This is a genomic window from Nocardioides sp. ChNu-99, assembly GCF_029493445.1.
Taxonomy (GTDB): Bacteria; Actinomycetota; Actinomycetes; order Propionibacteriales; family Nocardioidaceae; genus Nocardioides.
Genome location: NZ_JAHWBL010000040.1, coordinates 1 through 24,374, shown reverse-complemented (window position 1 = coordinate 24,374; position 24,374 = coordinate 1). Strand labels below are relative to the sequence as shown.

General features: G+C 74.0%; 26 protein-coding genes. 10 read left to right on the top strand and 16 right to left on the bottom strand.

Translation table 11 applies throughout. The annotated features are described in order from the left end of the window. Nucleotides 1-11: 11 nt before the first annotated feature. From KK617_RS13310 to KK617_RS13300, 3 genes are all read left to right on the top strand, one after another. Nucleotides 12-809, top strand: coding sequence for a hypothetical protein (locus tag KK617_RS13310; protein WP_277500541.1), 798 nt, complete (start codon nt 12-14; stop codon nt 807-809). 96 nt (nt 810-905) lie between these two features. Continuing rightward, nucleotides 906-1,544, top strand: a complete 639-nt coding sequence (locus tag KK617_RS13305) for a VOC family protein (protein WP_277500540.1) — start codon at nt 906-908, stop codon at nt 1,542-1,544. A 28-nt stretch (nt 1,545-1,572) separates the two neighbouring features. Next, entirely contained in the window at nt 1,573-2,304 is a 732-nt protein-coding gene (locus KK617_RS13300) for a class I SAM-dependent methyltransferase (RefSeq protein ID WP_277500539.1), read from the top strand. 21 nt (nt 2,305-2,325) lie between these two features. On the opposite strand, the gene KK617_RS13295 is transcribed toward KK617_RS13300, so the two are convergent. After that, a complete protein-coding gene (locus KK617_RS13295) occupies nt 2,326-3,366 on the bottom strand; it encodes a LacI family DNA-binding transcriptional regulator (RefSeq protein WP_277500538.1) in 1,041 nt (346 codons plus the stop codon). A gap of 123 nt (nt 3,367-3,489) precedes the next feature. Here KK617_RS13295 and radA point away from each other — a divergent pair, with 123 nt between their 5' ends. Continuing rightward, the gene (gene radA, locus KK617_RS13290) at nt 3,490-4,890 is read left to right on the top strand and encodes a DNA repair protein RadA (RefSeq protein ID WP_277500537.1); all 1,401 of its coding nucleotides are present in this window, start codon (nt 3,490-3,492) and stop codon (nt 4,888-4,890) included. A gap of 26 nt (nt 4,891-4,916) precedes the next feature. On the opposite strand, the gene KK617_RS13285 is transcribed toward radA, so the two are convergent. Next, nucleotides 4,917-5,219 (bottom strand): MoaD/ThiS family protein, encoded by a 303-nt coding sequence (locus KK617_RS13285; protein WP_277500536.1) that lies wholly within the window; start codon nt 5,217-5,219, stop codon nt 4,917-4,919. Between the two features lie 82 nt (nt 5,220-5,301). On the opposite strand from KK617_RS13285, the gene KK617_RS13280 reads away from it, so the two are divergent. Continuing rightward, a complete protein-coding gene (locus tag KK617_RS13280; protein ID WP_277500535.1) occupies nt 5,302-6,030 on the top strand; it encodes a response regulator transcription factor in 729 nt (242 codons plus the stop codon). 93 nt (nt 6,031-6,123) lie between these two features. Next, nucleotides 6,124-7,101, top strand: coding sequence for a mycothiol synthase (gene mshD, locus KK617_RS13275; protein WP_277500534.1), 978 nt, complete (start codon nt 6,124-6,126; stop codon nt 7,099-7,101). 30 nt (nt 7,102-7,131) lie between these two features. On the opposite strand, the gene KK617_RS13270 is transcribed toward mshD, so the two are convergent. Beyond that, the gene (locus KK617_RS13270; RefSeq protein ID WP_277500532.1) at nt 7,132-7,809 is read right to left on the bottom strand and encodes a GDSL-type esterase/lipase family protein; all 678 of its coding nucleotides are present in this window, start codon (nt 7,807-7,809) and stop codon (nt 7,132-7,134) included. Nucleotides 7,810-7,820: 11 nt separating this feature from the next. After that, on the bottom strand, nt 7,821-8,951 hold the full coding sequence (locus KK617_RS13265) for an alpha/beta hydrolase (protein ID WP_277500531.1): 1,131 nt from the start codon (nt 8,949-8,951) through the stop codon (nt 7,821-7,823). A gap of 96 nt (nt 8,952-9,047) precedes the next feature. Here KK617_RS13265 and KK617_RS13260 point away from each other — a divergent pair, with 96 nt between their 5' ends. From KK617_RS13260 to KK617_RS13250, 3 genes are all read left to right on the top strand, one after another. Then, entirely contained in the window at nt 9,048-11,234 is a 2,187-nt protein-coding gene (locus KK617_RS13260) for an RNA degradosome polyphosphate kinase (protein ID WP_277500530.1), read from the top strand. Between the two features lie 147 nt (nt 11,235-11,381). Beyond that, nucleotides 11,382-11,999, top strand: a complete 618-nt coding sequence (locus KK617_RS13255; protein ID WP_277500529.1) for a DUF47 family protein — start codon at nt 11,382-11,384, stop codon at nt 11,997-11,999. A 3-nt stretch (nt 12,000-12,002) separates the two neighbouring features. After that, nucleotides 12,003-13,025 (top strand): inorganic phosphate transporter, encoded by a 1,023-nt coding sequence (locus KK617_RS13250; protein ID WP_277500527.1) that lies wholly within the window; start codon nt 12,003-12,005, stop codon nt 13,023-13,025. Between the two features lie 216 nt (nt 13,026-13,241). Here KK617_RS13250 and KK617_RS13245 read toward each other — a convergent pair whose 3' ends face one another. The 10 genes from KK617_RS13245 to KK617_RS13200 form a co-directional block, all read right to left on the bottom strand. Then, on the bottom strand, nt 13,242-14,093 hold the full coding sequence (locus tag KK617_RS13245) for a hypothetical protein (RefSeq protein WP_277500526.1): 852 nt from the start codon (nt 14,091-14,093) through the stop codon (nt 13,242-13,244). 468 nt (nt 14,094-14,561) lie between these two features. After that, nucleotides 14,562-15,341: a phosphate ABC transporter ATP-binding protein PstB gene (gene pstB / locus KK617_RS13240; RefSeq protein WP_277500525.1), complete on the bottom strand. Its 780-nt coding sequence runs from the start codon at nt 15,339-15,341 to the stop codon at nt 14,562-14,564. Nucleotides 15,342-15,365: 24 nt separating this feature from the next. Next, nucleotides 15,366-16,442 carry a phosphate ABC transporter permease PstA gene (gene pstA / locus KK617_RS13235; RefSeq protein WP_277500520.1) on the bottom strand — a complete coding sequence of 359 codons (1,077 nt, stop codon included), beginning with the start codon at nt 16,440-16,442 and terminating at the stop codon, nt 15,366-15,368. Further along, on the bottom strand, nt 16,439-17,413 hold the full coding sequence (gene pstC, locus KK617_RS13230; protein WP_277500518.1) for a phosphate ABC transporter permease subunit PstC: 975 nt from the start codon (nt 17,411-17,413) through the stop codon (nt 16,439-16,441). Before pstC ends, pstA begins: the two co-directional genes overlap by 4 nt. 91 nt (nt 17,414-17,504) lie before the next feature. Next, complete coding sequence (pstS, locus tag KK617_RS13225; RefSeq protein ID WP_277500517.1) at nt 17,505-18,602, bottom strand: phosphate ABC transporter substrate-binding protein PstS; 1,098 nt, start codon at nt 18,600-18,602, stop codon at nt 17,505-17,507. Nucleotides 18,603-18,784: 182 nt separating this feature from the next. Beyond that, nucleotides 18,785-19,759 (bottom strand): NUDIX hydrolase, encoded by a 975-nt coding sequence (locus tag KK617_RS13220; RefSeq protein ID WP_277500516.1) that lies wholly within the window; start codon nt 19,757-19,759, stop codon nt 18,785-18,787. 30 nt (nt 19,760-19,789) lie between these two features. Further along, nucleotides 19,790-19,993 carry a heavy-metal-associated domain-containing protein gene (locus tag KK617_RS13215; protein WP_277500515.1) on the bottom strand — a complete coding sequence of 68 codons (204 nt, stop codon included), beginning with the start codon at nt 19,991-19,993 and terminating at the stop codon, nt 19,790-19,792. A 30-nt stretch (nt 19,994-20,023) separates the two neighbouring features. Further along, nucleotides 20,024-20,389 carry a metal-sensitive transcriptional regulator gene (locus KK617_RS13210; RefSeq protein ID WP_277500514.1) on the bottom strand — a complete coding sequence of 122 codons (366 nt, stop codon included), beginning with the start codon at nt 20,387-20,389 and terminating at the stop codon, nt 20,024-20,026. Between the two features lie 42 nt (nt 20,390-20,431). After that, complete coding sequence (locus KK617_RS13205; RefSeq protein ID WP_277500513.1) at nt 20,432-20,587, bottom strand: hypothetical protein; 156 nt, start codon at nt 20,585-20,587, stop codon at nt 20,432-20,434. A 139-nt stretch (nt 20,588-20,726) separates the two neighbouring features. Beyond that, nucleotides 20,727-21,074 (bottom strand): STAS domain-containing protein, encoded by a 348-nt coding sequence (locus KK617_RS13200; protein ID WP_277500512.1) that lies wholly within the window; start codon nt 21,072-21,074, stop codon nt 20,727-20,729. Nucleotides 21,075-21,275: 201 nt separating this feature from the next. Between KK617_RS13200 and KK617_RS13195 the strand changes: the two genes are divergently transcribed. Continuing rightward, nucleotides 21,276-23,612, top strand: coding sequence for a DEAD/DEAH box helicase (locus KK617_RS13195; RefSeq protein ID WP_277500511.1), 2,337 nt, complete (start codon nt 21,276-21,278; stop codon nt 23,610-23,612). Here KK617_RS13195 and KK617_RS13190 read toward each other — a convergent pair. Further along, nucleotides 23,594-23,989 carry an Rv3654c family TadE-like protein gene (locus tag KK617_RS13190; protein WP_277500509.1) on the bottom strand — a complete coding sequence of 132 codons (396 nt, stop codon included), beginning with the start codon at nt 23,987-23,989 and terminating at the stop codon, nt 23,594-23,596. The two genes, KK617_RS13195 and KK617_RS13190, sit on opposite strands and share 19 nt — an antisense overlap. Continuing rightward, nucleotides 23,986-24,312: a TadE family type IV pilus minor pilin gene (locus KK617_RS13185; RefSeq protein WP_277500560.1), complete on the bottom strand. Its 327-nt coding sequence runs from the start codon at nt 24,310-24,312 to the stop codon at nt 23,986-23,988. The genes KK617_RS13190 and KK617_RS13185 overlap by 4 nt, the downstream gene beginning before the upstream one ends. Nucleotides 24,313-24,374: the final 62 nt, after the last annotated feature.

Genomic DNA, 24,374 nt, shown 5'->3' with positions numbered 1-24,374 from the left:
AGGCTGCCCGGGTGCCCTCCCCCCTCCCCGCGTCCCCCGACCGCGGCGTCGAGGTGCCGCTCGACTTCCCGCGCGCCTGGGTCGAGTTCGGCGACCCCGACGACGCCGACCAGGTCTTCCGCTGCGACCTGACGTGGCTGACCTCGGCGTACACCTGCATCTTCGGGCGCGGGTGCGCCGGGATCTACGCGACGTCGCCGGACGTGGGGTGCTGCACCCTGGGCGCCCACTTCTCCGACGACGGGGACGAGGAGCGCGTCGCCACCTTCGTGACCCTCCTCGACGCCGACCTGTGGCAGCAGCGGCCCGCCGGGCGCTCGGTGGCCCGCGACGCCTGGGTGACCACCGACGAGGAGGGCGCCCGCAAGACCCGCACCACGGTGGTCGACGGCCAGGAGGCGTGCGTCTTCGCGAACCGCCCCGGCTTCGCCGGCGGGGAGGGCTGCGCGCTGCACGCCCTCGCGCTGCGCGAGGGGCTCGAGCCGCTCGAGACCAAGCCCGACGTGTGCTGGCAGCTGCCGCTGCGCCGTACCTACCGCGACGTGGAGCGGCCGGACGGGTCGTCGTACCTCGAGGTGTCCATCGGCGAGTACGACCGGCGCGGCTGGGGGCCGGGCGGGCACGACCTCGACTGGTACTGCACCGGCAACCCCGTCGCCCACGTCGCCCCGGAGCCGCTCTACCGCACGAGCGCCGCGGAGCTGGTCGCGCTGATGGGGCAGGCGGGGTACGACGAGCTCGTGCGCCACTGCGAGTCCCACGCGCGCTCGCGCTCGCTGCTGGCGCTCCACCCCGCCGACCCGCGCTGACCGCGCCCTCGTCTACTACGACGTGTAGGCGTCTCGACGTCGAGAGACCCGCCCCCCGCGTGCGGCGGGGCCGAGCGGTACCCACAGAATCGGGCCATGCGCCTGGACCACCTCTCGTACGCCGCCGGACCCGACGGACTGGCGGCCACCGCCGAGCGCATCGGCGGGCTGATCGGACGCGAGTTCGTCGACGGCGGGGTGCACCCCCGCTTCGGCACCCGCAACATGACCCTCGGTCTCGCCGGCGACACCTACATCGAGATCGTCGAGGTCCTCGACCACCCCGCCTCGGACAAGGCGCCGTTCGGCCAGGCCGTGCGCGCCCGCTCCGCCCTCGGCGGCGGCTGGCTCGGCTGGGTGGTCGCCGTCGGCGACCTCTCGCGCGTCGAACGCCGCCTCGGCCGGTCCGCGGTCAAGGGCAGCCGGCACCGCCCCGACGGCACCGAGCTGGTGTGGCAGCAGCTGGGCGTCAACGGGCTCATCGCCGACCCGCAGCTGCCCTTCTTCGTGCACTGGGAGTCGCCGCGCGAGCTGCACCCCGGGGCCGGCGCGGACCCGTCGTACTCGCTCGAGTGCCTCGAGATCGCGGGCGACCCGCACCGCGTGAGCGAGTGGCTGGGCGAGCCCGTCGAGGAGCCGCTGGAGGACATCACCGTCGAGTGGGTGGCGCCGCACGGCACCCCCGGCGTCCTGGCGGTGCAGGTCCGCACCCCGGACGGCATCGTCCGCATCTGATCCCCGCTCCGGCTCCCGAGGCCCGACCGTGGCGAAGCTGCCCCCGGGTGCCCCGCGCGGCACCGTCCCGAGCCCCAACATCTGGGAGCACACGGCGACCTACGAGCTGGAGAACCGCGCCGTCGACCGTGCGGGCGTGATCGAGCGGGCCTCGCGCGGCATCGCCGACTGGTCGGGCCGCACCTTCCTCGACCTCGGCTGCGGCACCGGTTTCCACCTCCCCCGCTGGGCCGACGGCGACGCCTCGGGCGCCGGGGCCGCCCGGGTGGTCGGCGTGGAGCCGCACCCGGCCCTCGCGGCGCTGGCGCGGCGCCGTACCCGCTCCCACCCCACCGTCGAGGTGCACGTGGGCACCGCCCAGGCCGTGCCGCTGCCCGACGCGTCGGTCGACGTGGTGCAGGCCCGCTGGGCGTACTTCTTCGGCCCGGGCTGCGAGCCGGGCCTGCGCGAGCTGGCCCGGGTGGTGCGCCGGGGCGGCACGGCCTTCGTCATCGACAACGACGCGTCCCGCTCGACCTTCGGGGCGTGGTTCCGGCGCGGCTACCCCCAGGTGGACCCGCCGCACGTGCAGGAGCGCTTCTGGGCGGCGCAGGGCTTCCGCCGGGAGCCGCTCGACATGACGTGGGAGTTCGACCGCCGGGAGGACCTCGAGGCCGTCGTGCGGATCGAGCTCGACCCCGCGACCGCCGACGCGGTGCTCGCCGAGCACGCGGGCACGAGCGTCGACTACGCCGTCAACCTGTGGTGGCGCCGCTTCTGAGAGCCGCCCGGTCCGGGCCGCTCAGCTGGAGCCGCGCACCACGAGGTGCGGCGCGAGCAGCGTGCCGCTGCCGAACGTCTCGCGGTGGCCGAGCAGCTTGCCGAGCCGGTCGACGACCTGCACCGCGACCTCCTCCAGCGGCTGGCGCACGGACGTCAGCCCGCCGGGCAGCAGCTGGGCCACCGGGGAGTCGTCGAAGCCGACCACGGCGACGTCGCGCCCGGCGACGAGGCCGCGCTCGTGCAGCTGGCGCAGCACCCCCGTCGCCAGCGTGTCGGAGGCGCAGACGAACGCGGTGGGCGCCGCCTCGTCGAGCAGCACGCCGGCTGCCTCGTGGCCGCTGCGCACCGTGTCCTCCACCCGGGAGGCCAGGCCGCTCGTCGACAACCCGTGCCCGCGCAGGGTGCGGGACCAGCCGGCCCGCCGGTCCTCGCCGATCGGGGACTCCTTGCGCCAGCCGATCCAGGCGACGCGGCGGTGGCCGCGGGCGAGCAGGTGCGCCGTGGCCTCCGCGGTGCCGGCCGCACCGTCGACGTCGACCCACGGGTGCAGCGCCGCCGGGGTCCACGGGCGCCCGAAGGCAACGAACGGCACGCGGCTGTCCTCGAGGTAGGAGGCCTGCGGGTTGCCCTTGAACGTGTCGGTGACGACGAACGCGTCGACCGCGGTGGAGCGCACGAGCTCGTCGTACCCCGACGCCGGGTCGCTCGGGTCGTCGCCGTCGAAGAGGAGCACGTGGTAGCCGGCCTCCCGCGACGCCTGCACGAGCGAGTGCACGAACCGGTCGACCGTGGCGTTGGCCGTCTCCTCGGCGAAGGGCGTGAGCCGCAGGCCGATGAGCCGCGACGCCTTGGTGCGCAGGTTCCGCGCGGCCCGGTTGGGCGTGTAGCCCAGGGTGTCGACGGCGTCGCGCACCCGCTCGAGGGTGTCGGCGCGCAGCAGGGCCGGGTTGTTGAGCGCGTTGGAGACCGTCTGGCGCGAGACCCCGGCGAGCGCGGCCACGTCGGCCAGGGTCGGCGGACCCGACGGGCCGTCCGCCGCCCGGTGGGGGTCGCGGCCCATCCGTCTCCCTTGATCGATCCAAGCTGTGCGTCGAGCATCATCGGGCGGCGCGGGGAGGGCCGTCAACACCTCGCACGGGTACGTCGACCCGCACTGTCGGCGGGCTCCTCTACGGTGCCGTCCATGAGCCGACCCGCCTCCCGTCCCGCCCGCTCCCGCCCGGTCCACCGGTGCAGCGAGTGCGGCTGGGAGACCGCGAAGTGGGTGGGGCGCTGCGGTGAGTGCCAGGCCTGGGGCACCGTCGTCGAGGTGGCGTCGTCGACGGCGTCCGCGGCTGCGGCCGCCGGCCCCGTCACCGCACCCGCGGTGCCCATCGGCCAGGTCCGCACGGACACGGCCACCTTCCGCACGAGCGGGGTGCCGGAGCTCGACCGCGTGCTCGGCGGCGGCCTCGTGCCCGGCGCCGCCCTCCTCCTGGCGGGCGAGCCCGGGGTCGGCAAGTCGACCCTGCTGCTCGAGGTGGCGGCCCAGACGGCCCGCCGCCGCACGCGCACGCTCTACGTCTCCGGCGAGGAGTCGGCCTCGCAGGTGCGCCTGCGGGCCGACCGCACGCACAGCATCACCGACGAGCTCTACCTGGCCGCCGAGACCGACCTGGGCGCCGTGCTCGGGCACGTGGACGCCGTGCAGCCGGCCCTGCTGGTGGTCGACTCCGTGCAGACGATCAGCGCCCCGGGCGTCGACGGCGTCCCCGGCGGCGTCACCCAGGTCAAGGAGGTCGCGGCGGCGCTCATCCGCATGGCGAAGACGCGCGGCATCACGACGGTGCTCGTGGGCCACGTGACGAAGGACGGCTCGATCGCGGGCCCCCGCGTGCTCGAGCACCTGGTGGACGTCGTGCTGCACTTCGAGGGCGACCGCGACTCGCGGCTGCGCATGGTGCGGGCGATGAAGAACCGGTTCGGCCCGGTCGACGAGGTGGGCTGCTTCGAGCTGGGCAGCGACGGCATCACAGCGGTGTCGGACCCGACGGGTCTCTTCGTCGAGCACCACGAGCGCCAGGTGCCGGGCACCTGCGTGGCCGTGACGCTGGAGGGGCGACGCCCCCTGCTCGCCGAGGTGCAGGCGCTGGTCACGCCGACCCCGGCGGAGCGTCCCCGCCGCACGACGGCGGGCCTCGACGGCTCCCGGGTGGCCATGGTGCTGGCCGTCCTGGCGCAGCACTGCGGCATCCGGCTGCACCAGATGGACGTCTTCGCCTCCACCGTCGGCGGGGCGCGGCTGCACGAGCCGGCGAGCGACCTGGCGCTCGCCGTCGCGCTGGCCTCGGCCAGCCAGGGGAAGGCCGCCCCGCTCGGGGTCGTCGCCATGGGCGAGATCGGCCTCGCGGGCGAGCTGCGGCGCGTGCGCGACCTCGACCAGCGCCTCTCCGAGGCCGCCCGGCTCGGCTTCCGCCTCGCCGTGGTGCCGCACCGCAAGTCCGGCGGACGCTCGCCGGAGTCGTGGACGGTCGACGGCATGAAGGTGGTCGACGTCGACGACGTGCGCTCCGCCCTGCGGTTGCTCGGCCTCGTGAACGGCTGAGCCCCACCACGCCGCCGGCCCGGGGCTCAGCCCCCGGCGAAGGGCGGGAGGAACTGCACGACCGAGCCCGGGCTCACCACGACGTCGCCCGGGTCCTCCGAGCTGACGGGGCGGTCGTCGACGAGCACGGAGCAGACGGCGAGCACGTCGCCGAGGCGCGCGCCGGGGTGCAGCCCGAGCACGCGTTGCTGCAGGTCGGCGAGGGTGACGGCGCCCTCGACGGGCACCTGGTCGGCCTCCACCCCGGCGGCCTGTTTCGCTGCCGCCCAGTAACGGGCCTCGATGACCTGCGTCTCACTTCGCGGTGATGCCGGTGGCGTGTCGACCATGTTTCTGTATTCTCCCGTTCACTTGTGCAGGCCGAGACTCAACGACGTGTTTCGGTCCCCACCCCTTCGGGAGGAGACCACCATGAGCGCTCTTCTGCTCCTCACCAGTGCCCTGCAGCCCTCGGTCGAGGTGCTGCCCGGCCTGGCCCTGCTCGGCCACAGCGTCAAGATCCTCCCAGCCGAGGGAAGCGCGCTCCTCGAGGCCCCCGACGCGGACCTGGTCCTCGTCGACGGCCGCCAGGAGCTCGCCCACGCGCGTGACCTCTGCCGCCTCATCCGCACCACCGGGGCCGACGTCCCCGTCCTGCTCGTCGTCACCGAGGGCGGCCTGGCCGTCGTGGCCGCCGACTGGGGCATGGACGACGTCGTCCTCCACACCTGCGGTCCCGCCGAGCTCGAGGCCCGCATCCGCCTCGCGATCGGTCGCCTCAACGCCCAGCGGCAGGCGGACGACCCCGAGTCGCACGTCATCCGCAGCGGCGAGGTCGTGGTCGACGACGCGACGTACACGGCGAAGCTCGGGGGCCGCCCGCTCGACCTGACCTTCAAGGAGTTCGAGCTCCTGAAGTTCCTGGCCCAGCACCCGGGCCGCGTGTTCAGCCGCCAGCAGCTGCTGCAGGAGGTGTGGGGCTACGACTACTTCGGCGGCACCCGCACCGTCGACGTGCACGTGCGTCGCCTGCGCGCCAAGCTCGGCCCCGAGCACGAGACGCTCATCGGCACCGTGCGCAACGTCGGCTACCGCTTCGTGCTGCCGTCGAAGGACCGGTCCGAGACGACGGTCGCGGCCGACGCCGGCGTCGACGCCTGAGCGTTCCCGCGGAGCAGCAGCACCCAGCGACACCTCAGCACGGCCCCGGGTCCGCCCGGGGCCGTGCTGCGTCGCGGCCGTAGGGTCGGGGCCATGGCGCACGAGGGGACGGACCACCTGCAGGGACGCACCGGGCCGGTCGTGCTCCGCGAGCCGGTCACGCTCGACGAGTCCACCCGGGCGGCGCTCGACGCCGTGGACGGCGGCGTCGCCCGCACCCTCGGAGCCCCGGCGCTCGACGAGGCCGGTCGCCGCCACCTCGAGCACCGCGGGCTCCAGGACGCCCGGCTGTGGCTGGCCGAGGAGCCCCGGCCCGCCGGCGGCCCCCGCCCCGTCGGGTTCGCGCTCCTGCGGCGCACCGGCGCCGAGCACGACCTGACCCTCGCCGTGACCCCCGACGACCAGGGGTACGGCGTGGGTGCCGCCCTGGCGCGGACGTCCCTCGACGGGCTCGCCGACGACGCCCGCGTGGTCGCCTGGTCCCACGTGGACAGCCCGCGGGCGGCCCACCTCGCGGAACGCCTCGGCTTCGACCGCGTGCGCGAGCTGCTGGTGATGGAGCGCGAGCCCGGTGGCCTGCCCGCCCTGCCGTCGCGCGCCGACGTCACGATCCGCTCGTACCGCCCCGACGACGCGGCCGACCTCCTGGCGGTCAACGCAGCGGCCTTCGCCCGCCACCCGGAGCAGGGCGCGATGGACGAGCGCGACCTCGCCGAGCGGATGGCCCAGGACTGGTTCGACCCGGCAGGCCTGCTCGTCGCCGAGGACACCGCCACCGGCGCGATGCTGGGGTTCCACTGGACCAAGACCACCCCGGGCGACGACAGCGGCGACGGCAGCGGGGACGACACGGGCCCGGTCGGCGAGGTCTACGTCGTCGGCGTCGCGCCGCAGGCGCAGGGCCGCGGCCTGGGCAAGCTGCTGACGCTGGCCGGTCTGCACCACCTCGAGGCGCAGCACCCCCGCGTCGTCGAGCTGTACGTCGAGGGCGACAACCACCCGGCGCGCGCGGTCTACGCGGGCCTGGGCTTCACGGTCGCCGCGAGCCACGTGCAGTACGCGCGGGGCTGAGCCGCCGGGCCCGGCCCGCCGGCGGGTCGCTCAGCCGACCTGGGCCAGCACGGCCGCCGCGATGGCCTCGGCGCCCCGCTCGGTCGGGTGGGCCCCGTCGGTCGTGAGGCCGGGCGACGCCCACCGGTCGTCGCCGTCCCCGACCTCGGGCACCACCTCGACGAACGGCACGTCGAGCTGCTCGGCCAGAGCGCGCTCGGCCTCGATCAACGGACCGACGTCGCCCCAGCGGGGCAGGTCGAGCGGCGGGGGCGAGACGATCCACACCTCCGCGCCGGCCCCGCGCGCCGCGTCGACCATGGAGCGCAGCGCGTCGAGCGAGTCCTCGACCGCCAGCCCGAGGCGCACGTCGTTGGTGCCGCCCATGATCACGACGGCCTCCGGGCCGCGGGCCAGCACGTCGCGCTCGAAGCGGTCCGCCATCTCGCCGAGCGTCTCCCCGGCGACGGCGGCGTTGGCCACGTAGCGCCACGGCGTGCGGTCGTCGGTCACGACGTACCGGGTCCACGACCGCGGCCCCGGCAGGTCCGTGGCCCCCGCAGTGTCGGCCTCGGTGATGGAGTCGCCGATGAAGACGGTGGCCACCCCGTTGGCGCTGGCCTCGACACGGGTCGTCTCGTGGGCCACGACGCCCGTCGCGACGCCCGCCACGACCAGCCCGGCGCCGATGCGGCGCCAGGGCAGCCCGCTCCCCCGGCCGCCGCTCACCCGGCCCACGCTCAGCCCCCCGCCGTACCCGCCGCCGCGGTGCCGCCCGCCGGCTCGGTGCCGCCGTGGGCGCCGTCGGCGTCGACGCCGAGCCCGGCGCGCAGGGCGGCCGCGACCTCGACGAGCGCGGCGTGGTTGGCGGCGCCGAGCGCGACCCAGTTGGCGAAGCCGTGGATGAGGCCGTCGAAGCGGCGCTGGACGACGGGGACGCCCGCGGCCTCGAGCTTGCGGGCGTAGGCCTCGCCCTCGTCGCGCAGGGGGTCGAAGCCGGCCGTGCACAGGTACGCCGGGGCCAGCCCCTCGGGCAGCTCGGCGAACAGCGGCGAGGCCGTGGGGTCGACGCGGTCGTGGACCTCGGGGAGGTAGCCCTCCGCGACGCCGTCCATGAACTCGGCGGTGAGGAAGAAGCCGCGGGCGAAGAGCCGGTGGCTCTCGCTCGAGCGCGTCATGTCGGTCGCGGGGTAGATGAGCAGCTGGAACGCCAGCGGCAGTCCCTCGCGGGCCGCCTCGATCGCCACGGTCGCGGCGAGGTTGCCGCCCGCCGAGTCGCCGCCCACCGCGATGCGGTCCACGTCGGCGCCGAGCCAGCCGGCGTTCTCGACGACCCAGCGGTACGCCGCGACCGCGTCGTCGTACGCGGCGGGGAACGGGTGCTCCGGCGCGAGCCGGTAGGCCACCGACAGCACCCGGACGCCGGCCTGCTCGGCGAGGAACCGGCACAGCGCGTCGTGGCTGTCGAGGTCGCCGTACAACCAGCCGCCGCCGTGGAGGAAGACCAGCAGCGGGTCGCCGCCCCCGCCGTCCTGCACGAGCCGGCCGCGGGGCACGTAGAGGCGGCCGGGCAGACCGGCCACCCGGCACGAGAGCGCGTCGCCGATCGGCTGCTCGCCGCCCGCCAGCACCGACTGGGCGAGCAGCGCCCGCCGCGCCTTCGCGACGGGCAGCGTCTCGATGACGGGCTCGCGGGTGAGCTGCGCGAGGCGCAGCACGAGCTGGGTGTCGAGGTCGAGGCGCAGCCCGTCGAGGTCGACGGGGGCGCCCGCCAGCCGGCGCTTGACCGGCTCGGGCAGGGCGAGCAGGCCGCGCAGGGAGGCGCGCTTGAGGCGGGTCGCTGCGTGCGTCGGGGAGGTGTCGGCAGGCACGAGCGTCAGGTTACCGATCGGTTCGCCCCGCGCCAGCGGATCCGCGGGATGCGCACGGTCACCGCTCGTTCACCGTCGGGTGGGAGGATGGCGCGCATGAGCACCGACCCGTCCATCCTCGCCGCTCACGTCTCGGGCTCGCTGGACGACGGGCCCCCGGAGTCCGCCCTCCAGGCGGCCGGCGGCGACATCTTCGACGTCGACCCGCCGTACGTGCCCGACCCGGAGGCGCTGGCCGCGGTGGAGAAGCACGGCGACCGGTTCCTGGACCGCGAGGTGTCGTGGCTGAAGTTCAACCAGCGCGTGCTCGAGCTGGCCGAGGACCCCACGCTCCCCCTGCTGGAGCGCACCCGCTTCCTCGCCATCTTCGCGAGCAACCTCGACGAGTTCTTCATGGTGCGCGTGGCCGGCCTCAAGCGCCGGATCGCGGCGGGCGTCGCCGTCCGCGCGGCCTCCGGCCTGCTGCCGCGCGAGGTGCTGCGCGAGATCTGGTCGACGACCCGTGAGCTGATGGACCGCCACGCGCGCGTGTTCCGCGACGAGATCGTGCCCGCGCTCGAGCTGGAGGGCATCCAGCTCGTGCGTTGGGAGGACCTCGACCGCGACGAGCAGAAGCACTGCAAGCGCCTCTTCCGCGACCGCGTCTTCCCGGTGCTGACCCCGCTCGCCGTCGACCCGGCCCACCCGTTCCCCTACATCTCGGGTCTCTCGCTCAACCTGGCCGTGCTGGTGCGCAACCCGAAGACGGGCAAGGAGCAGTTCGCCCGCGTCAAGGTGCCGCCGATCTTCGACCGCTTCGTCGCGGTGGGCAACCAGCGCTTCGTGCCGCTCGAGGACGTCATCCGCGAGCACCTCAAGCGGCTGTTCCCCGGCATGGAGGTGCTGGGCGTCCACACCTTCCGCGTCACCCGCAACGAGGACCTGGAGGTCGAGGAGGACGACGCCGAGAACCTCCTCCAGGCGCTCGAGAAGGAGCTGCTGCGGCGTCGGTTCGGGCCCGCCGTACGCCTGGAGGTCGAGGAGTCCATCGACCCGAAGGTGCTGGAGCTGCTGACCTCCGAGCTCGGCGTGCGCGACGAGGAGGTCTTCCGGCTCTCGGGCCCGCTCGACCTGCGCGGTCTCAACGACATCGCCGACCTCGACCGCGAGGACCTGAAGTACCGCGCGTTCGTGCCCTCGACCCACCCGCTGCTCGCGGAGGTCGAGTCGAGCTCGCCCGTCGACGTGTTCAAGGCGGTGCGCCGCCACGACGTGCTGCTGCACCACCCCTACGACTCGTTCGCCACCTCGGTGCAGCGCTTCCTCGAGCAGGCGGCCGCCGACCCGCACGTGCTGGCGATCAAGCAGACGCTCTACCGCACCTCGGGCGACTCGCCGATCATCGACGCCCTCGTCGACGCCGCCGAGGCCGGCAAGCAGGTGCTGGTGATCGTCGAGATCAAGGCGCGCTTCGACGAGACCAACAACATCCGCTGGGCCCGCAAGCTGGAGCACGCGGGCTGCCACGTCGTCTACGGCCTGGTCGGCCTCAAGACGCACTGCAAGCTCTCGCTGGTGGTGCGCGACGAGCCCGACGGCATCCGCCGCTACACCCACATCGGCACGGGCAACTACAACCCGAAGACCGCCCGCCTCTACGAGGACCTCGGCCTGCTCACCGCCGACCCCCGCATCGGCGAGGACGTCGCCCACCTGTTCAACAACCTGTCCGGCTTCTCCCGCAACGCGTCGTACGACGAGCTGCTCGTCGCCCCGGACGGGGTCCGCACCGGGCTCGTCGACGCCATCCACGCCGAGATCGCCCACCACGAGGCGGGGCGTCCGGCGCACATCCGCATCAAGGCCAACTCGGTCGTCGACGAGGCGATCATCGACGCGCTCTACCTCGCCTCGCAGGCCGGCGTGAGCATCGAGCTCCTGGTGCGCGGGATCTCCGCGCTGCGCCCCGGCGTGCCCGGGCTGTCGGAGTCCATCCACGTCCGTTCCGTGCTCGGTCGCTTCCTGGAGCACAGCCGCGTCGCGTGGTTCGCCGGCGGCGGCTCCCCTACCGCCTGGATCGGCTCGGCCGACATGATGCACCGCAACCTCGACCGCCGCGTCGAGGTCATGGTGCGGCTGCCCGAGGCGCAGGGGGCGAAGGTCGCCGCGCTGCTCGACCTCGCGTTCGACGACGCCACCGACGCCTGGCACCTCGAGTCCGACGGCTCGTGGACCCGGCACCGCGGGGAGCGTCACCTCCAGGAGACGCTCATCGAGCAGCAGCGCCGCCAGCGCCGCGGCTGACCGCGGCGGGTGCGGTCCGCCGTACCCGACCGGGGGTGGTCCGGACCGGAGCGGGCGTCGGGGACGTCACGGGGCCCCGGGTTTGTGTCCGGCAAGTGACGAAGCCCTAGCATGAGGCGGCCTGGTTCCGTCCTGCAGGAGAATCCCGTGGCTTTTCGCTTCCGCCCTGTCGAGGGGTCGTTCTACGACCTCTTCTCACAGTCGGCCCAGCACCTCGTCGTCGGCGCCGGCCTGCTGGCCGAGATGCTCGCCGACGGCGCCGACCGCGAGGACGTCGCGCGCCGCATGCGCGACGCCGAGCACGCGGCCGACGAGACGACCCACGCGATCGTGCGGCAGGTGAACTCGACGTTCGTGACGCCGTTCGACCGCGAGGACATCTACGGCCTCGCCTCCGGTCTCGACGACGTGATGGACGAGATGGACGAGGCGGTCGACCTGATCCTGCTCTACGAGGTGAAGGCGCTGCCCCCCGAGCTGAGCCAGCAGGTCGACGTGCTCCAGCGCTGCGCCGAGGTCACCGCCGAGGCGATGCCGCGGCTGCGGACGATGAAGGACCTCTCGGAGTACTGGATCGAGATCAACCGGCTGGAGAACGCCGGCGACAAGAACCACCGCCGCACCCTGGCCAACCTCTTCAGCGGGTCCTACAAGACCATCGAGGTGCTGAAGCTCAAGGACATCGTCGAGGCGCTCGAGCGCGCCATCGACGCCTTCGAGACCGTGGCCAACCGGGTGGAGACGATCGCCGTCAAGGAGTCCTGAGCGGTGGAGCTCACCATCGTCGTCGTGGTGGTCGTCGTCGCCCTCACGTTCGACTACACGAACGGGTTCCACGACGCGGCGAACGCGATCGCGACGTCCGTCTCGACGCGGGCCCTCACCCCGCGCATCGCCCTCGCCATGGCGGCGGTCATGAACTTCGTCGGCGCCTTCCTGGGCCAGGAGATCGCGAACACCGTCGCGTCGGTCATCACGATCCCCGACCCGGAGACGACCTCGGCCGCGGTCCACGGCCTGGTGATCGTGCTCGCCGGGCTGCTCGGCGCCATCGCCTGGAACCTGATCACCTGGTACTTCGGCCTGCCCTCGTCGTCCTCCCACGCCCTCATCGGCGGCCTCGTGGGCGCCGCGCTCGCGGGCGGCGCGACGGTGAAGTGGGACGTCATCGTGCAGAAGGTCGTCATCCCGATGATCGCCTCGCCGCTGTTCGGCTTCGCCGCGGCGTTCGTGCTGATGGTCGCGATCATGTGGATCTTCCGGCGCAGCAACCCCGGGCGGACCAACCGCGGGTTCCGCGTCGCGCAGACGCTGTCCGCCGCCGCGATGGCGCTGGGCCACGGCCTGCAGGACGCACAGAAGACGATGGGCGTCATCTTCCTGGCGCTCGTCACCGGCGGGTTCTACGCCCAGTCCGACGGCCTCCCCCTGTGGGTCATCTTCTCGGCCGCCGCCGCGATCTCGCTGGGCACGTACGCCGGCGGCTGGCGCATCATGCGCACCCTCGGGCGGCGCATCATCGACCTCGACCCGCCCCGCGGCTTCGCGTCGGAGACGGTGGCGGCCGGCGTGCTCTACACGACCGCGTTCGCCTTCGAGGCGCCCATCTCGACGACGCACACCATCACCTCCGCCGTCATGGGCGCCGGCGCCACCAAGCGCTTCTCCGCCGTGCGCTGGGGCGTCGCGAAGTCGATCATCATGGCCTGGATCCTGACGTTCCCCATGGCCGGCCTCGTCGGCGCCGCCGGCTACGGCATCGCCCACGTCGTCTTCGAGGTCGCACCCTGAGCCACCCCGGCTCGTAGCGCCCGGCCCCGCGCCGTACCGCGCCCCCGCCCAGCCCCCGGGACGTCATACCGATCCGAGGCCGAAGGGCTCTTCTCGCATGACGTCTCGGCGCGTCGTATGAGGGCCTGGCGCTCCGCCGGGGGCCGCCGCCAGACTGCCCGGGGACGTCATCCGGATGCCAGGCCAGGACGCTCACTGCGCATGACGTGCGGCGGGTCAGCCGGCGAGGAGGGTCTCGTCGCGTTCCCAGCCACGTGCGCGGAGCGCGCGCTCCACCTGCTCGAAGAACGCGTCGGGGGCGACCCTCAGGCCGAGGACCGGGAGCCGCAGGACGAGGTCCGCGCCCGCCAGCACCACCTCGTTCTGGCGGATCGCGTCGGCCACGAGGTTCTCCGCCCAGGCGTGGTGGAGCCCGTCGACCTCGAGGACGACGCCGTACTGCTCCCACCAGACGTCGAGGTAGTAGGAACCGCCGCGGCCGCGGCGCACCGCCTGCCGCGTCGGCTCCGGCAGCCCCCGACGACGGCACTCACGGGCGACGTCGATCTCGCCCAGGGACTCCGCGCCGCCGAGCAGCTCTTGCAGCACCTCCTGCACCAGCGCACGACGCCGGTCGCGACGGATGCGGAGCAGCTCAGCGCCCAGCTCGGCCACGGTCGCGACTCCCTGCTGCACCGTCATGGTGAGCAGCAGCGTCGCCTGGCGGTCCGATCGCGCCCAGAGTGCGGCCCGGACGGCGGCGACGGCCGGCCGAGCCCGGGGCACGCCCGGGCCCACCACGTCCTCGGCCGAGTAGCGACGTGTCTGGCGCACGTCGAGACCGGGTCCCCGCCGTACCCGGGCACCCCGCGGGACCGACACCCGGATCGCCTCCTCCGACCACCGGCGGAGTCCCGCGACCTCGAGAGCCGCAGCGCCGTCGAGGTGCGCCCGGGGGCCCGCCTCCAGCACCGCGCTCCACAGCGCGCCGTCCCGGTCCAGCGGTCCGTTGTGGACCACGATGCTCTGCGACCTCAGGCGACGCCACCTGCCCCCGGCGATCTCGGCGCGCACCTGCCACCTGGTCACGCCCGCGGCGTACGCCTGGCGTCGCGACACGACGCCGCCCTGCTCCCCCGCCAGGGCGACGACCTGTGCCCGCGCGCGCCGTCGGCGTTCGCGTCCGTCCGCCGGTCTCGTCCCTCCGTCCACCACCCGACCAGGCTCCCGGCCCGCACCCTCCGCAGGATGGTGGGAGGCGGCGCCTGGGGACGGCGGGTCCGGCGCGGCCACCTGGGGACGGAAGACGGCTCGTCGGACGACGACCGGGTCGGCCAGGTCGCCTCACTCGTCTGGCCGGCGAGCCGCGGGACGTCATACGCCCCGAGCGCTCCGACCCACCCGACGCATGACGTCCGGGCAGGGCCGCGGGACGTGGCAAGACCCCGGGGACGACCCGAGGCCCCACGGGACGGCGCAGGGCCCGCGGCGGGTACGGCGTACCTGCTGCGGGCCCTGCGTCGGTGGCGGCCCCGGGATGGCCCCGGGGGCGGCGGCTCAGCCGAAGCGGCCGGAGATGTAGGCCTCGGTGGCCTCGTTGTCCGGGTTCGCGAAGACCTTCTCGGTCGGGTTGAACTCGACCAGGTGGCCGGGCTGGCCGGCGCCCTTGAGGTTGAAGAAGCCGGTCTCGTCGGAGACGCGGGCCGCCTGCTGCATGTTGTGGGTGACGATGACGATCGTGTACTGCGACTTCAGCTCGTGGATGAGGTCCTCGATCGCGGAGGTCGAGATGGGGTCGAGCGCGGAGCACGGCTCGTCCATCAGGAGCACCTCGGGCTCGACCGCGATCGCCCGGGCGATGCACAGGCGCTGCTGCTGACCACCCGACAGGCCCATGCCGGGCTTGCCGAGACGGTCCTTGACCTCGCCCCACAGGTTCGCGCCCTTCAGGGAGCGCTCGACGATGGTGTCCGCCTCGGACTTCTTCATCTTCTTGGCGTTGAGGCGGTTGCCGGCCAGCACGTTGTCGTAGATCGACATCGTCGGGAACGGGTTCGGCCGCTGGAAGACCATGCCGATCTGGCGGCGCACGGCGACGGGGTCGACACCGTTGCCGTAGAGGTCCTGCCCGTCGACCACGATCTTCCCCTCGACGCGCGCGCCGGGGATGACCTCGTGCATGCGGTTGAGCGAGCGGAGGTACGTCGACTTGCCGCAGCCCGAGGGACCGATGAAGGCGGTCACGCTGCGCGCCCGGATCGTCATGTTGACGCCCTGCACGGCGAGGAAGTCGCCGTAGTAGATGTCGAGGTCGGAGACGTCGATGCTCTTGGCCATGGGGAGTGCTTTCCTTCTCTCGGCTCAGCGGCCGGTCTTGGGTGCGAACGCCTTGCCGATCACGCGGGCGAGCACGTTGAGGATCATGACGATCGCGATGAGCACGAGGGCCGCGCCCCAGGCCCGCTCGTGACCGGCGGACGCCGGCAGACCCGGCTGCGTGTAGCTGTAGTAGATGAACACCGGCAGCGTCGCCATGCGCTCGTCGAACAGGTTGAAGTTCACCGAGTCGGTCTTGCCGGCGATGATGAGCAGCGGGGCCGTCTCGCCGATGACCCGCGCGATCGCCAGCGTCACACCGGTCACGATGCCGCTCATGGCGGTCGGCAGCACCACCTTGGTGATGGTCCGCCACTTGGGCACACCCAGAGCGTACGCCGCCTCCCGCAGCTCGCCGGGAACCAGCTTGAGCATCTCCTCGGTGGAGCGCACCACGACCGGGATCATCAGCAACGACAGGGCCACCGAGCCACCGAAGCCCATGCGCACGCCGGGGCCGAAGAACAGCACGAAGAGCGCGTAGGCGAACAGGCCGGCGACGATCGAGGGGATGCCCGTCATGACGTCCACCAGGAACGTGATGGACCGGGCGAGGCGACTGCCCGTGCCGTACTCGACGAGGTAGATCGCCGTGAAGATGCCGATGGGCACGGAGATGATGGTCGCCGCGATCGTGACCAGGACCGTGCCGATGAGGGCGTGGTAGATGCCGCCCTGCGCGTCGCCGAAGACGCTGCGCATCGAGTAGGTGAAGAAGTCCGCCGAGAGGGCCGGGGCCCCCTTGCTGACGACCGTCCAGATGAGGGAGACCAGCGGCACGATCGCCGCCAGCAGCGCCACCCACACGAGGGCGGCGACCAGGCGGTCGACGGCGCTGCGCTTGCCCTCGACGATGCGGGACCACAGCGGGAGCAGCACCACGAAGGCCACGATGGCGAGGAACGCGGCGGCCACGACGCCGGCGCCGAGCACGAGCGCCAGCGCACCGCCGACGGCGATGGCGGCCACGACCGCGAGCAGCGGCGCGTAGGCCGGCAGGCGGGGCCCGGACAGGGGCATGTCCTCCCGCACGGGCGTGGGGTTCTTCTCGAGGGTGGTCATCGGTTCATCTTCTTCCCGCTCCGGGCCACGATGGCGCGCGCCGCGAAGTTCACGGCGAAGGTGATGACGAAGAGGACCAGGCCGCTCGCGATGAGCACGTTGACCGAGGTGCCGGTCGCCTCGGGGAACTCACGCGCGATGTTGGCGGCGATGGTGTTGGGGTTCTGCGTCGAGATCAGGTTGAGCGTCACGAACCCGGTGCCCGAGGCGGCCAGCACCATCGCGACGGCCATGGTCTCGCCGAGCGCGCGGCCGAGGCCCAGCATCGTGGCCGACACCATGCCCGAGCGGGCGTACGGGAAGACGGCCATCCGCACCATCTCCCAGCGCGTCGCGCCGAGCGCGAGGGCGGCCTCCTCGTGCAGCTTCGGGGTCTGCGCGAAGATCTCGCGGCAGATGGCGGTGATGATCGGCAGCACCATGATCGCCAGCACGAGGCCGGCGGTGAAGATGGTGCGGCCGCTGCCGGCGGCCGGGCCCGCGAAGAGCGGGATGAAGCCGAGGTTCTCCTCGAGCCAGCGGAAGAGGTCGCCCATGCGCGGGCCGAGGAACAGGATGCCCCAGAGGCCGTAGACGACGCTGGGCACGGCGGCGAGGAGGTCGACGACGTAGCCGAGCGGGGTGGCCAGGCGGCGCGGCGCGTAGTGGGAGATGACCAGGGCCATGCCGATCGAGAGCGGCGTGGCGACGACGAGCGCGATGACGGCCGCCAGCAGCGTGCCGTAGACCAGGCGCAGGGCGTAGCCGGCGAAGCTCGCCTGCCCGCTCATGGCGTCGGGCTCGGCGGTGAGGCCGGGGAGGCCCTCGACGGTCAGGAAGATCGCGACGCCGGCGAGCGCGACCAGGATGACCGTCGCCGCTCCGACGGCGGTGCCGCGGAAGATGCGGTCGCCAGGGCGCTCGGTGGAGCGCTTCTTGACGGCCGGCTCACGATCCGGCGGGGGCGCCTTCACGGTGTCGGTAGAGGGCACGCTGCCTCACACTTTCTCTTCGTGCACACCGCCGTTCGGCGGCACGCCCCCGTGGGGACGTGCCGCCGAGCGGTCGGTCATGTGCGGTTGATCAGGAGATCTTCTCGACGGCCGCGGCCGCCTTCTCCCGGAGCTCGTCGGGCAGCGGAGCCGCGCCGGCGTCCTGCGTGCCGGACTCCTGGCCCTCCGGCGAGAGGATGTACTCGAGGAAGCCCTTGACCAGCTCGGCCTCGTTCGAGTCCTCGTAGGACTGGCAGGCGATCAGGTACGACGCGAGCACGATCGGGTAGGTGCCCGACTCCTGCGTCGTGTAGTCGATGTCGACCGCGAGGTCGACCTCGGCGTCGCGACCCGGGACGGGGGTGGACGCGGTCAGGATCTGACCGGCGGCCTCGGGGGTCGGGGCCACGAACTCCTCGCCGACGCCGATGGCGGCGGCCGAGAGACCGGCCTCCTCCACCTGCGAGCCGTCGGCGTAGCCGATGGAGCCCTCGGTGCCGGTGACGACCTCGATGACGCCCGACGTGCCGGTGGCGGCCTCGCCGGTGGCCGGCCAGTCCTCGACCGGGCCGTGCGGCCACGACGTGGTGGCGTCGAGGTAGGTGGTGAAGTTCTCGGTCGTGCCCGAGGCGTCACCGCGGAAGACCGGGTTGATCGTCAGGTCGGGCAGCGTCGCGTCCGGGTTGTCCGCGGCGATGGCCGGGTCGTTCCAGTTCGTGATCTGGTTGTTGAAGATCTGCGCGACCGTCTCGCCGGACAGCTGCAGGTCCTCGACGCCCGGGAGGTTGTACGCGACCGCGATCGGCGCGACGTACGACGGGATCTCGATCGGGGTGGTGCCGTTGCAGCGCTCGGTGGCGGCCGTCAGCTCCTCCTCGTCGAGGTACGCGTCCGAGCCGGCGAACTGCACGCCGCCCGCGATGAACTGCTCGCGGCCCGCGCCGGAGCCGGCGGGGTCGTAGTTGACCGTGACGTCGGAGGCAGCGTTCTGGAAGTTGCCGCGCCACACGCCCATCACGGCCTCCTGCGTGGAGGCACCGGCGCCGTTCAGGGTGCCGGACAGCTCCTCGGCACCCTCGACGTCGGGGGCGTTGCCGTCGTCCTCGTTGCCGGCGCCGCAAGCCGAGAGCGTGAGGGCCAGGACGGCCACGCCGGGCACGAGGTACCGGCTGTAAGAACTGCGCTTCACTTCGTGTCTCCTGAAGTTTCGGATGAACTGACGCAGGGAACCTAAGGAGGTCGGGTGTACGGATCTGTCGGCGTCAGTGAACGAGCAGTGAACGCTGCCGACCCAGACCGGGACGACGCGGCGGGCGCAGGGCGACCATCAGGTGAACACCGGCCAGTAGGGCTTGACGGACATGACGTGCGTCACGCAGGGGCTCGTCGGTCGCCGCGGCCCGCGACGGCAGGCGCGACGGTCTCCGTGGCCACGACCGCGCCTCGGTGGTGGTGCGCGACGATCGCCGCCCCCTTCGCGAGCTGCTCCCCCGGGCGCGTGACCACGCCCGGCCGGGCGCGGGCGGCGAGCGCGTCGTACACGAGCGGGAGCACCGGGCGGTGCGTGCAGAGCACGACGCGGCGGCGTCCCTCGAGCAGGGCGGTGACGAGACGGCGTACGGAGCCGGCGTCGGCCCCCTCCTCGCTCAGGCAGGCCTGCAGGTCGGGCTCGAGCCCGGCCGCGTCGAGGTAGGGCTGCACCGTCTGCACGCACCGGGCGCTGGGCGAGCTGACGACCTCGTCGACGCCGTAGGCCCCCAGGACCGGCACCCACGCCCGCGCCTGCTCGTGGCCCCGGTCGACGAGCGGCCGCAGCGGGTCGGGCGCGTCCCACGACGAGCGTGGGCGGGCGTCGCCGTGGCGGAGCACGACGAGGGCGCCGGTACGGCGGGGCAGCTCCACCGCCTCGGCGAGGGTACGGCGGTCGTGCGGGTAGGTGAGCCGGTCGGCGGCCTCGGCGAACGGCAGCCACACGACCTCGTCGATCTCGTCCCCCCGGCGGTAGCCCGCGACGTCGTCGGCGCCCACGACCCGGGCGGACCAGTAGTCCACGGTCTTGCCGCGGGACCCGGCCCGGGCGGCGACCTCGTAGCGCTGGCGGGTCAGCGGCACCCCGAGCCGCACGGCGAGGCCCGTCTCCTCCGCGACCTCGCGGACCGCGGTGGCGGCCACGTGCTCGCCGGGGTCGACCTTGCCCTTGGGGAAGGACCAGTCGTCGTACCGCGGGCGGTGGACCAGGAGGACCTCGCGGCCCGGCCGGGTGACCACCGCACCGGCGGCACGGACCACGGGGGTGGCTCGGGGGTCGGCAGGACCTTCGGCTCCACGGGCGGCCCCGGCACTCATGGGCCCAGTCTCACACGGGGCCCGGGCCGGTCAGGCCAGGGCGTAGCCCGCCTCGTCGACCGCGGCCGCGACGGCCTCGCGGTCGACCTCGGACTCGCTGGTGACGGTGACGCGGCCGGACTCGAGGTCGACCTGCACGTCCTGCACGCCGGGGATCTCGCCGACCTCCTCGCGGACGGACGCGACGCAGTGGCCGCAGGTCATGCCGGTGACGGTGTAGGTCGTGGTGCTCATGGCTTCCTCCGAGGTGGGGTGCGGGGTGGGTCAGCGGACGAGGCGGCCGATGGCGTCGACCGCCTCCTGGATCTTGGCGTCGGCCTCGTCGCCGCCCGCCCGCGCCGCGTCGACGACGCAGTGCGACAGGTGGTCCCCGACGAGGGTCACGGAGACGACGTGGAGGGCGCGGGTCATGGCCGAGACCTGGGTGAGGATGTCGATGCAGTACTTCTCGTCCTCGACCATGCGCTGCAGGCCGCGGGCCTGGCCCTCGATGCGGCGCAGCCGGCGCAGGACCTCGTCCTTGTGGCCGATGTACCCGTGCTGGTGGTGCCCGTCGCGCACTTCGTCCTCACCGGGCTCGACGGGGGGCTCGACGGGGTCGACCGCACCGGCCGGGCTGGGGGACGTCATGGGGCCAGCATACCCCGTGGGGGTATCCGGGGCGGTGGTCGCTCAGGCGTCCGGGACGTCCACGCCGAGGATCCGGTCGATCTCCTCGGGGGACAGGCTGCCCTCGGACTGGCTGGCCGCGACCATGAGGTTGGTGGTGAGCTCGACCTCCGTCAGCAGCACGGAGTCCTCGAGCGTGACGTCGAACTGGTCGTTCATCCCGCTCACCTCCACCACCGCACGCGCACCGGTCCAGAGTGCCCCAGGGGTGGTGACCGGAAACCGGCGGCCGCACAGAACGGCCCGAACGGACCCGGAGGTCTAGTCCGGCCGGGGGGTGCGGCGTGGCCCGTCGGCGTCAGGAGGCGTCGGCGGGCGAGAGCGCCGCCGCGAGGGACCCGTGGATGACGAACACCTTCGCCAGGCCCGTGATCCGGAAGATCTTGAGGAGGCGGTCCTGGCTGCAGATGAGCTGCAGGGAGCCGTTGTGGGCGCGGACCTTCTTGAGGCCGCCGACCAGGACGCCGAGACCGGTGGAGTCGAGGAACTCGACGGCCTCCATGTCGATCACCAGGTCGTAGGCGCCCGCCGCCACCAGCTCGGTGATGCGGTCGCGCAGCCGGGGGGCCGTGTAGACGTCGATCTCGCCACCCACGGCGACGATGGTCTTGCCATCGTTCTCGCTGGTCGCAAGAGTCAGATCCACGTCGTCTCCTCAGGCACGGGGCGTGCTCTCGGCTCGTCAGGGGCACAGTCCCCCGAACAGTGCCTGGGCTATCAAACCATGTCGGGGCCCCCGCCCGCAGGCAGACCCGAAACGCGACCGACGGCCGTGCGCGGAGCCGAGCCCGCCCCGCCGTCCCGCCCGCGGGACCTGGATGTCGGTGGTCCTTGCGACACTCGATCCGTGACCACCACCCACCCCTGCCCCACGGGCACGCTGCCGCCGCGCCTGGCCCGCCTCGCGGCGACGGCCGACCGGCTCGAGCGGCTGCGGCACGTGGAGGTGGTGCCGGCCCGGGAGGCCACCACCGCCGCCTGGCCGGCGTGGGTGCACGCGGACGTGCGGGCGGCGTACGAGCGGAACGGCCTGCGGCTGCCGTGGGGCCACCAGGTGCACGCGGCCGACGCGGCCCACGCCGGGCGTCACGTCGTCGTGGCGACCGGGACGGCGTCGGGCAAGTCGCTCGCCTACGCGCTCCCGGCCCTGACGGCGGCGCTCGAGGCGCGCAACAGCCGGGGCCGGCGGGACGCGACCACGCTCTACGTGTCCCCCACCAAGGCGCTGGCCGCCGACCAGCGGGCCGGGCTCGAGGCGCTGGGGACCGGTGTGCGGGTGACGACGCACGACGGGGACAGTCCCCCCGAGCTGCGGGACTGGACGCGGGACCACGCGGAGTACGTGCTGACCAACCCCGACATGCTGCACCACTCGATGCTGCCCGACCACGCCCGGTGGGCGACGTTCTGGCGCTCGCTGCGCTACGTGGTCGTCGACGAGTGCCACCACTACCGGGGCGTCTTCGGCGCGCACGTGGCCCAGGTGCTGCGACGGCTGCGGCGGGTGGCGGCCCGGTACGGCGCGTCCCCCACGTTCGTGCTCGCCTCGGCCACCGCGGCCGACCCGGCGGGGACGGCCGGTCGCCTCACCGGTCTCGAGGTCGAGGCCGTCACCCGCGACGGCTCGCCTCGCGGCGAGGTCGCCGTCGCGCTGTGGCAGCCGGCGCTCACGTCCTTCGCCGGCGAGAACGGGGCGCCCGTCCGCCGCGCCGCGACCACGGAGGCGGCCGACCTGCTGGCCGACCTCGTCGTCGACGGGGTGCGCTCGCTGGCCTTCGTGCGCTCGCGCCGCGGGGCCGAGCAGGTCGCGCGCTCGACCCGCGACCACCTGGCCGAGGTCGACCCGTCGCTCGCGGGGCGGGTCACGTCGTACCGGGGTGGCTACCTCCCCGAGGAGCGGCGGGCGATCGAGCACGCGCTGCGCTCGGGCGAGCTGCTGGCGCTCGCCGCGACCAACGCGCTCGAGCTGGGCATCGACGTGGCGGGGCTCGACGCGGTGCTCGTCACGGGCTTCCCGGGCACCCGCGCGGCCCTGTGGCAGCAGGTGGGCCGGGCCGGTCGCGCGGGGCAGGACGCCCTCGGCGTGCTGGTGGCGCGCGACGACCCCCTGGACACCTACCTGGTGACGCACCCCGAGGCGCTGTTCTCCGCGCCCGTCGAGGCCACGGTCTTCGACCCGGGCAACCCGTACGTGCTCGCGCCCCACCTGTGCGCCGCGGCGGCCGAGCTGCCGCTGACCCCCGAGGACCTGCCGCTCTTCGGCGCCACCGCTGCCGGCATCGTGGAGCAGCTGGTGGAGGCCGGGCTGCTGCGGCGCCGTCCGCACGGCTGGTTCTGGACCGACCGCCGCCGTGCCAGCGAGCTGGCCGACCTCCGCTCGACCGGGGGCCGGGCGGTGCAGCTGGTCGAGGCGGAGACGGGCCGCGTGGTCGGCACGGTGGACGCCGCCCGCGCCCACGGGGAGGCCCACGAGGGCGCCGTCTACCTGCACCTCGGCGAGACCTGGTTGGTGGAGTCCCTCGACCTGGACGAGCACGTCGCGGTGATGCGGCGGGCGGACCCGCCGTACTCGACCTCGGCGCGGGAGGTCACCGACATCCAGGTCGTCGCCACGTCGGAGTCGACCGACTGGGGCGGCTGCCGCCTCGCGCTGGGCACCGTGGAGGTCAACCACCAGGTCGTCTCGTTCCTGCGCCGCCGGGAACCCGGTGGAGAGGTGATGGGCGAGCAGCCCCTCGACCTGCCCACCCGGTCGCTGCGCACGAGCGCGGTCTGGTGGACGGTGCCGGCCGCCGTGCTGGAGGAGACGGGCATCGACGCGATCGACCTGCCGGGCGCGGCGCACGCGGCGGAGCACTGCTCCATCGGGCTGCTGCCGCTCTTCGCGACCTGCGACCGCTGGGACATCGGCGGCGTCTCGACCGTGCTGCACCCGGACACGGGCACGCTGACCGTCTTCGTGTACGACGGGCACCCGGGCGGGGCGGGCTTCGCCGAGCGCGGGTACGCCGCCGCGCCCGCCTGGCTGCGCGCCACCCGCGAGGCGATCGCGGGCTGCGAGTGCCCGGCGGGCTGCCCGTCGTGCGTGCAGTCGCCGAAGTGCGGCAACCAGAACCAGCCGCTCGACAAGGAGGCGGCCGGGCGCCTGCTCGACGCCCTCCTGCGTCACGCACCCGTGGCCTGAGCCGGGCCGGCGCGGGCCGTGCCGCGCAGCTCGGCCACGCGGCCCGCCAGCGAGTCGTGCTCGACCACCACCTCGACGCGGACGTCGCGCCCGATCACCTCGCACGAGGCCAGGCGGGCGGCGTTCGCCTCCGCGGTGCTCGCCGCGGCCCCGCAGGCGTCGCCCGTGCCCCCCAGCGCCGTCGCGCCGGCGAGCGCCGCGAGGTCCGCAGCCGCCTGCGCGCGCCGGTGGTCGACCACGAGAGCGGCGCCCACCGCCACGGCCAGCGCGACCGTCGCGAGCACCATGACCATGCCCAGCGCCGCCACCGTCGCGAAGCCACCCTCGTCCCGCCCGCGGGCGGCCCGACCCCGCACCCGCGGGGTCGCGGTCCTCACCGCTCCTCCCTCGCGGCGACGGCGGTCGCCGACAGCTGCACGCCGGGGACCCAGCCCAGCAGCGGCGGCCCGCCCGTGTCGACGCGGACGGTCGCCACGACCTCGTCACCCTGCGACGCCACCGACACCGACGCGCCGTCGGGCGCCACCCGCCGGCCGGCGGCGAGGCTGGCCGCCGGGTCGTCGTCGCGCGCCGCCGCCCGCGCCGTCTCACGGGCCGCGTCGACCACCCGCACCTGGGTGACCCCCAGACCGACGAGCCAGCTCAGCGCGAGGGTGACGAGCACCAGCACGGGAAGCACCATGACCGCTTCCGCCGTCACCACGCCCCGCTGGTCCTGCGCCCGGTTCCGGGGGCGGGCCGGCGGGGCGGGGGGGGGGGGGG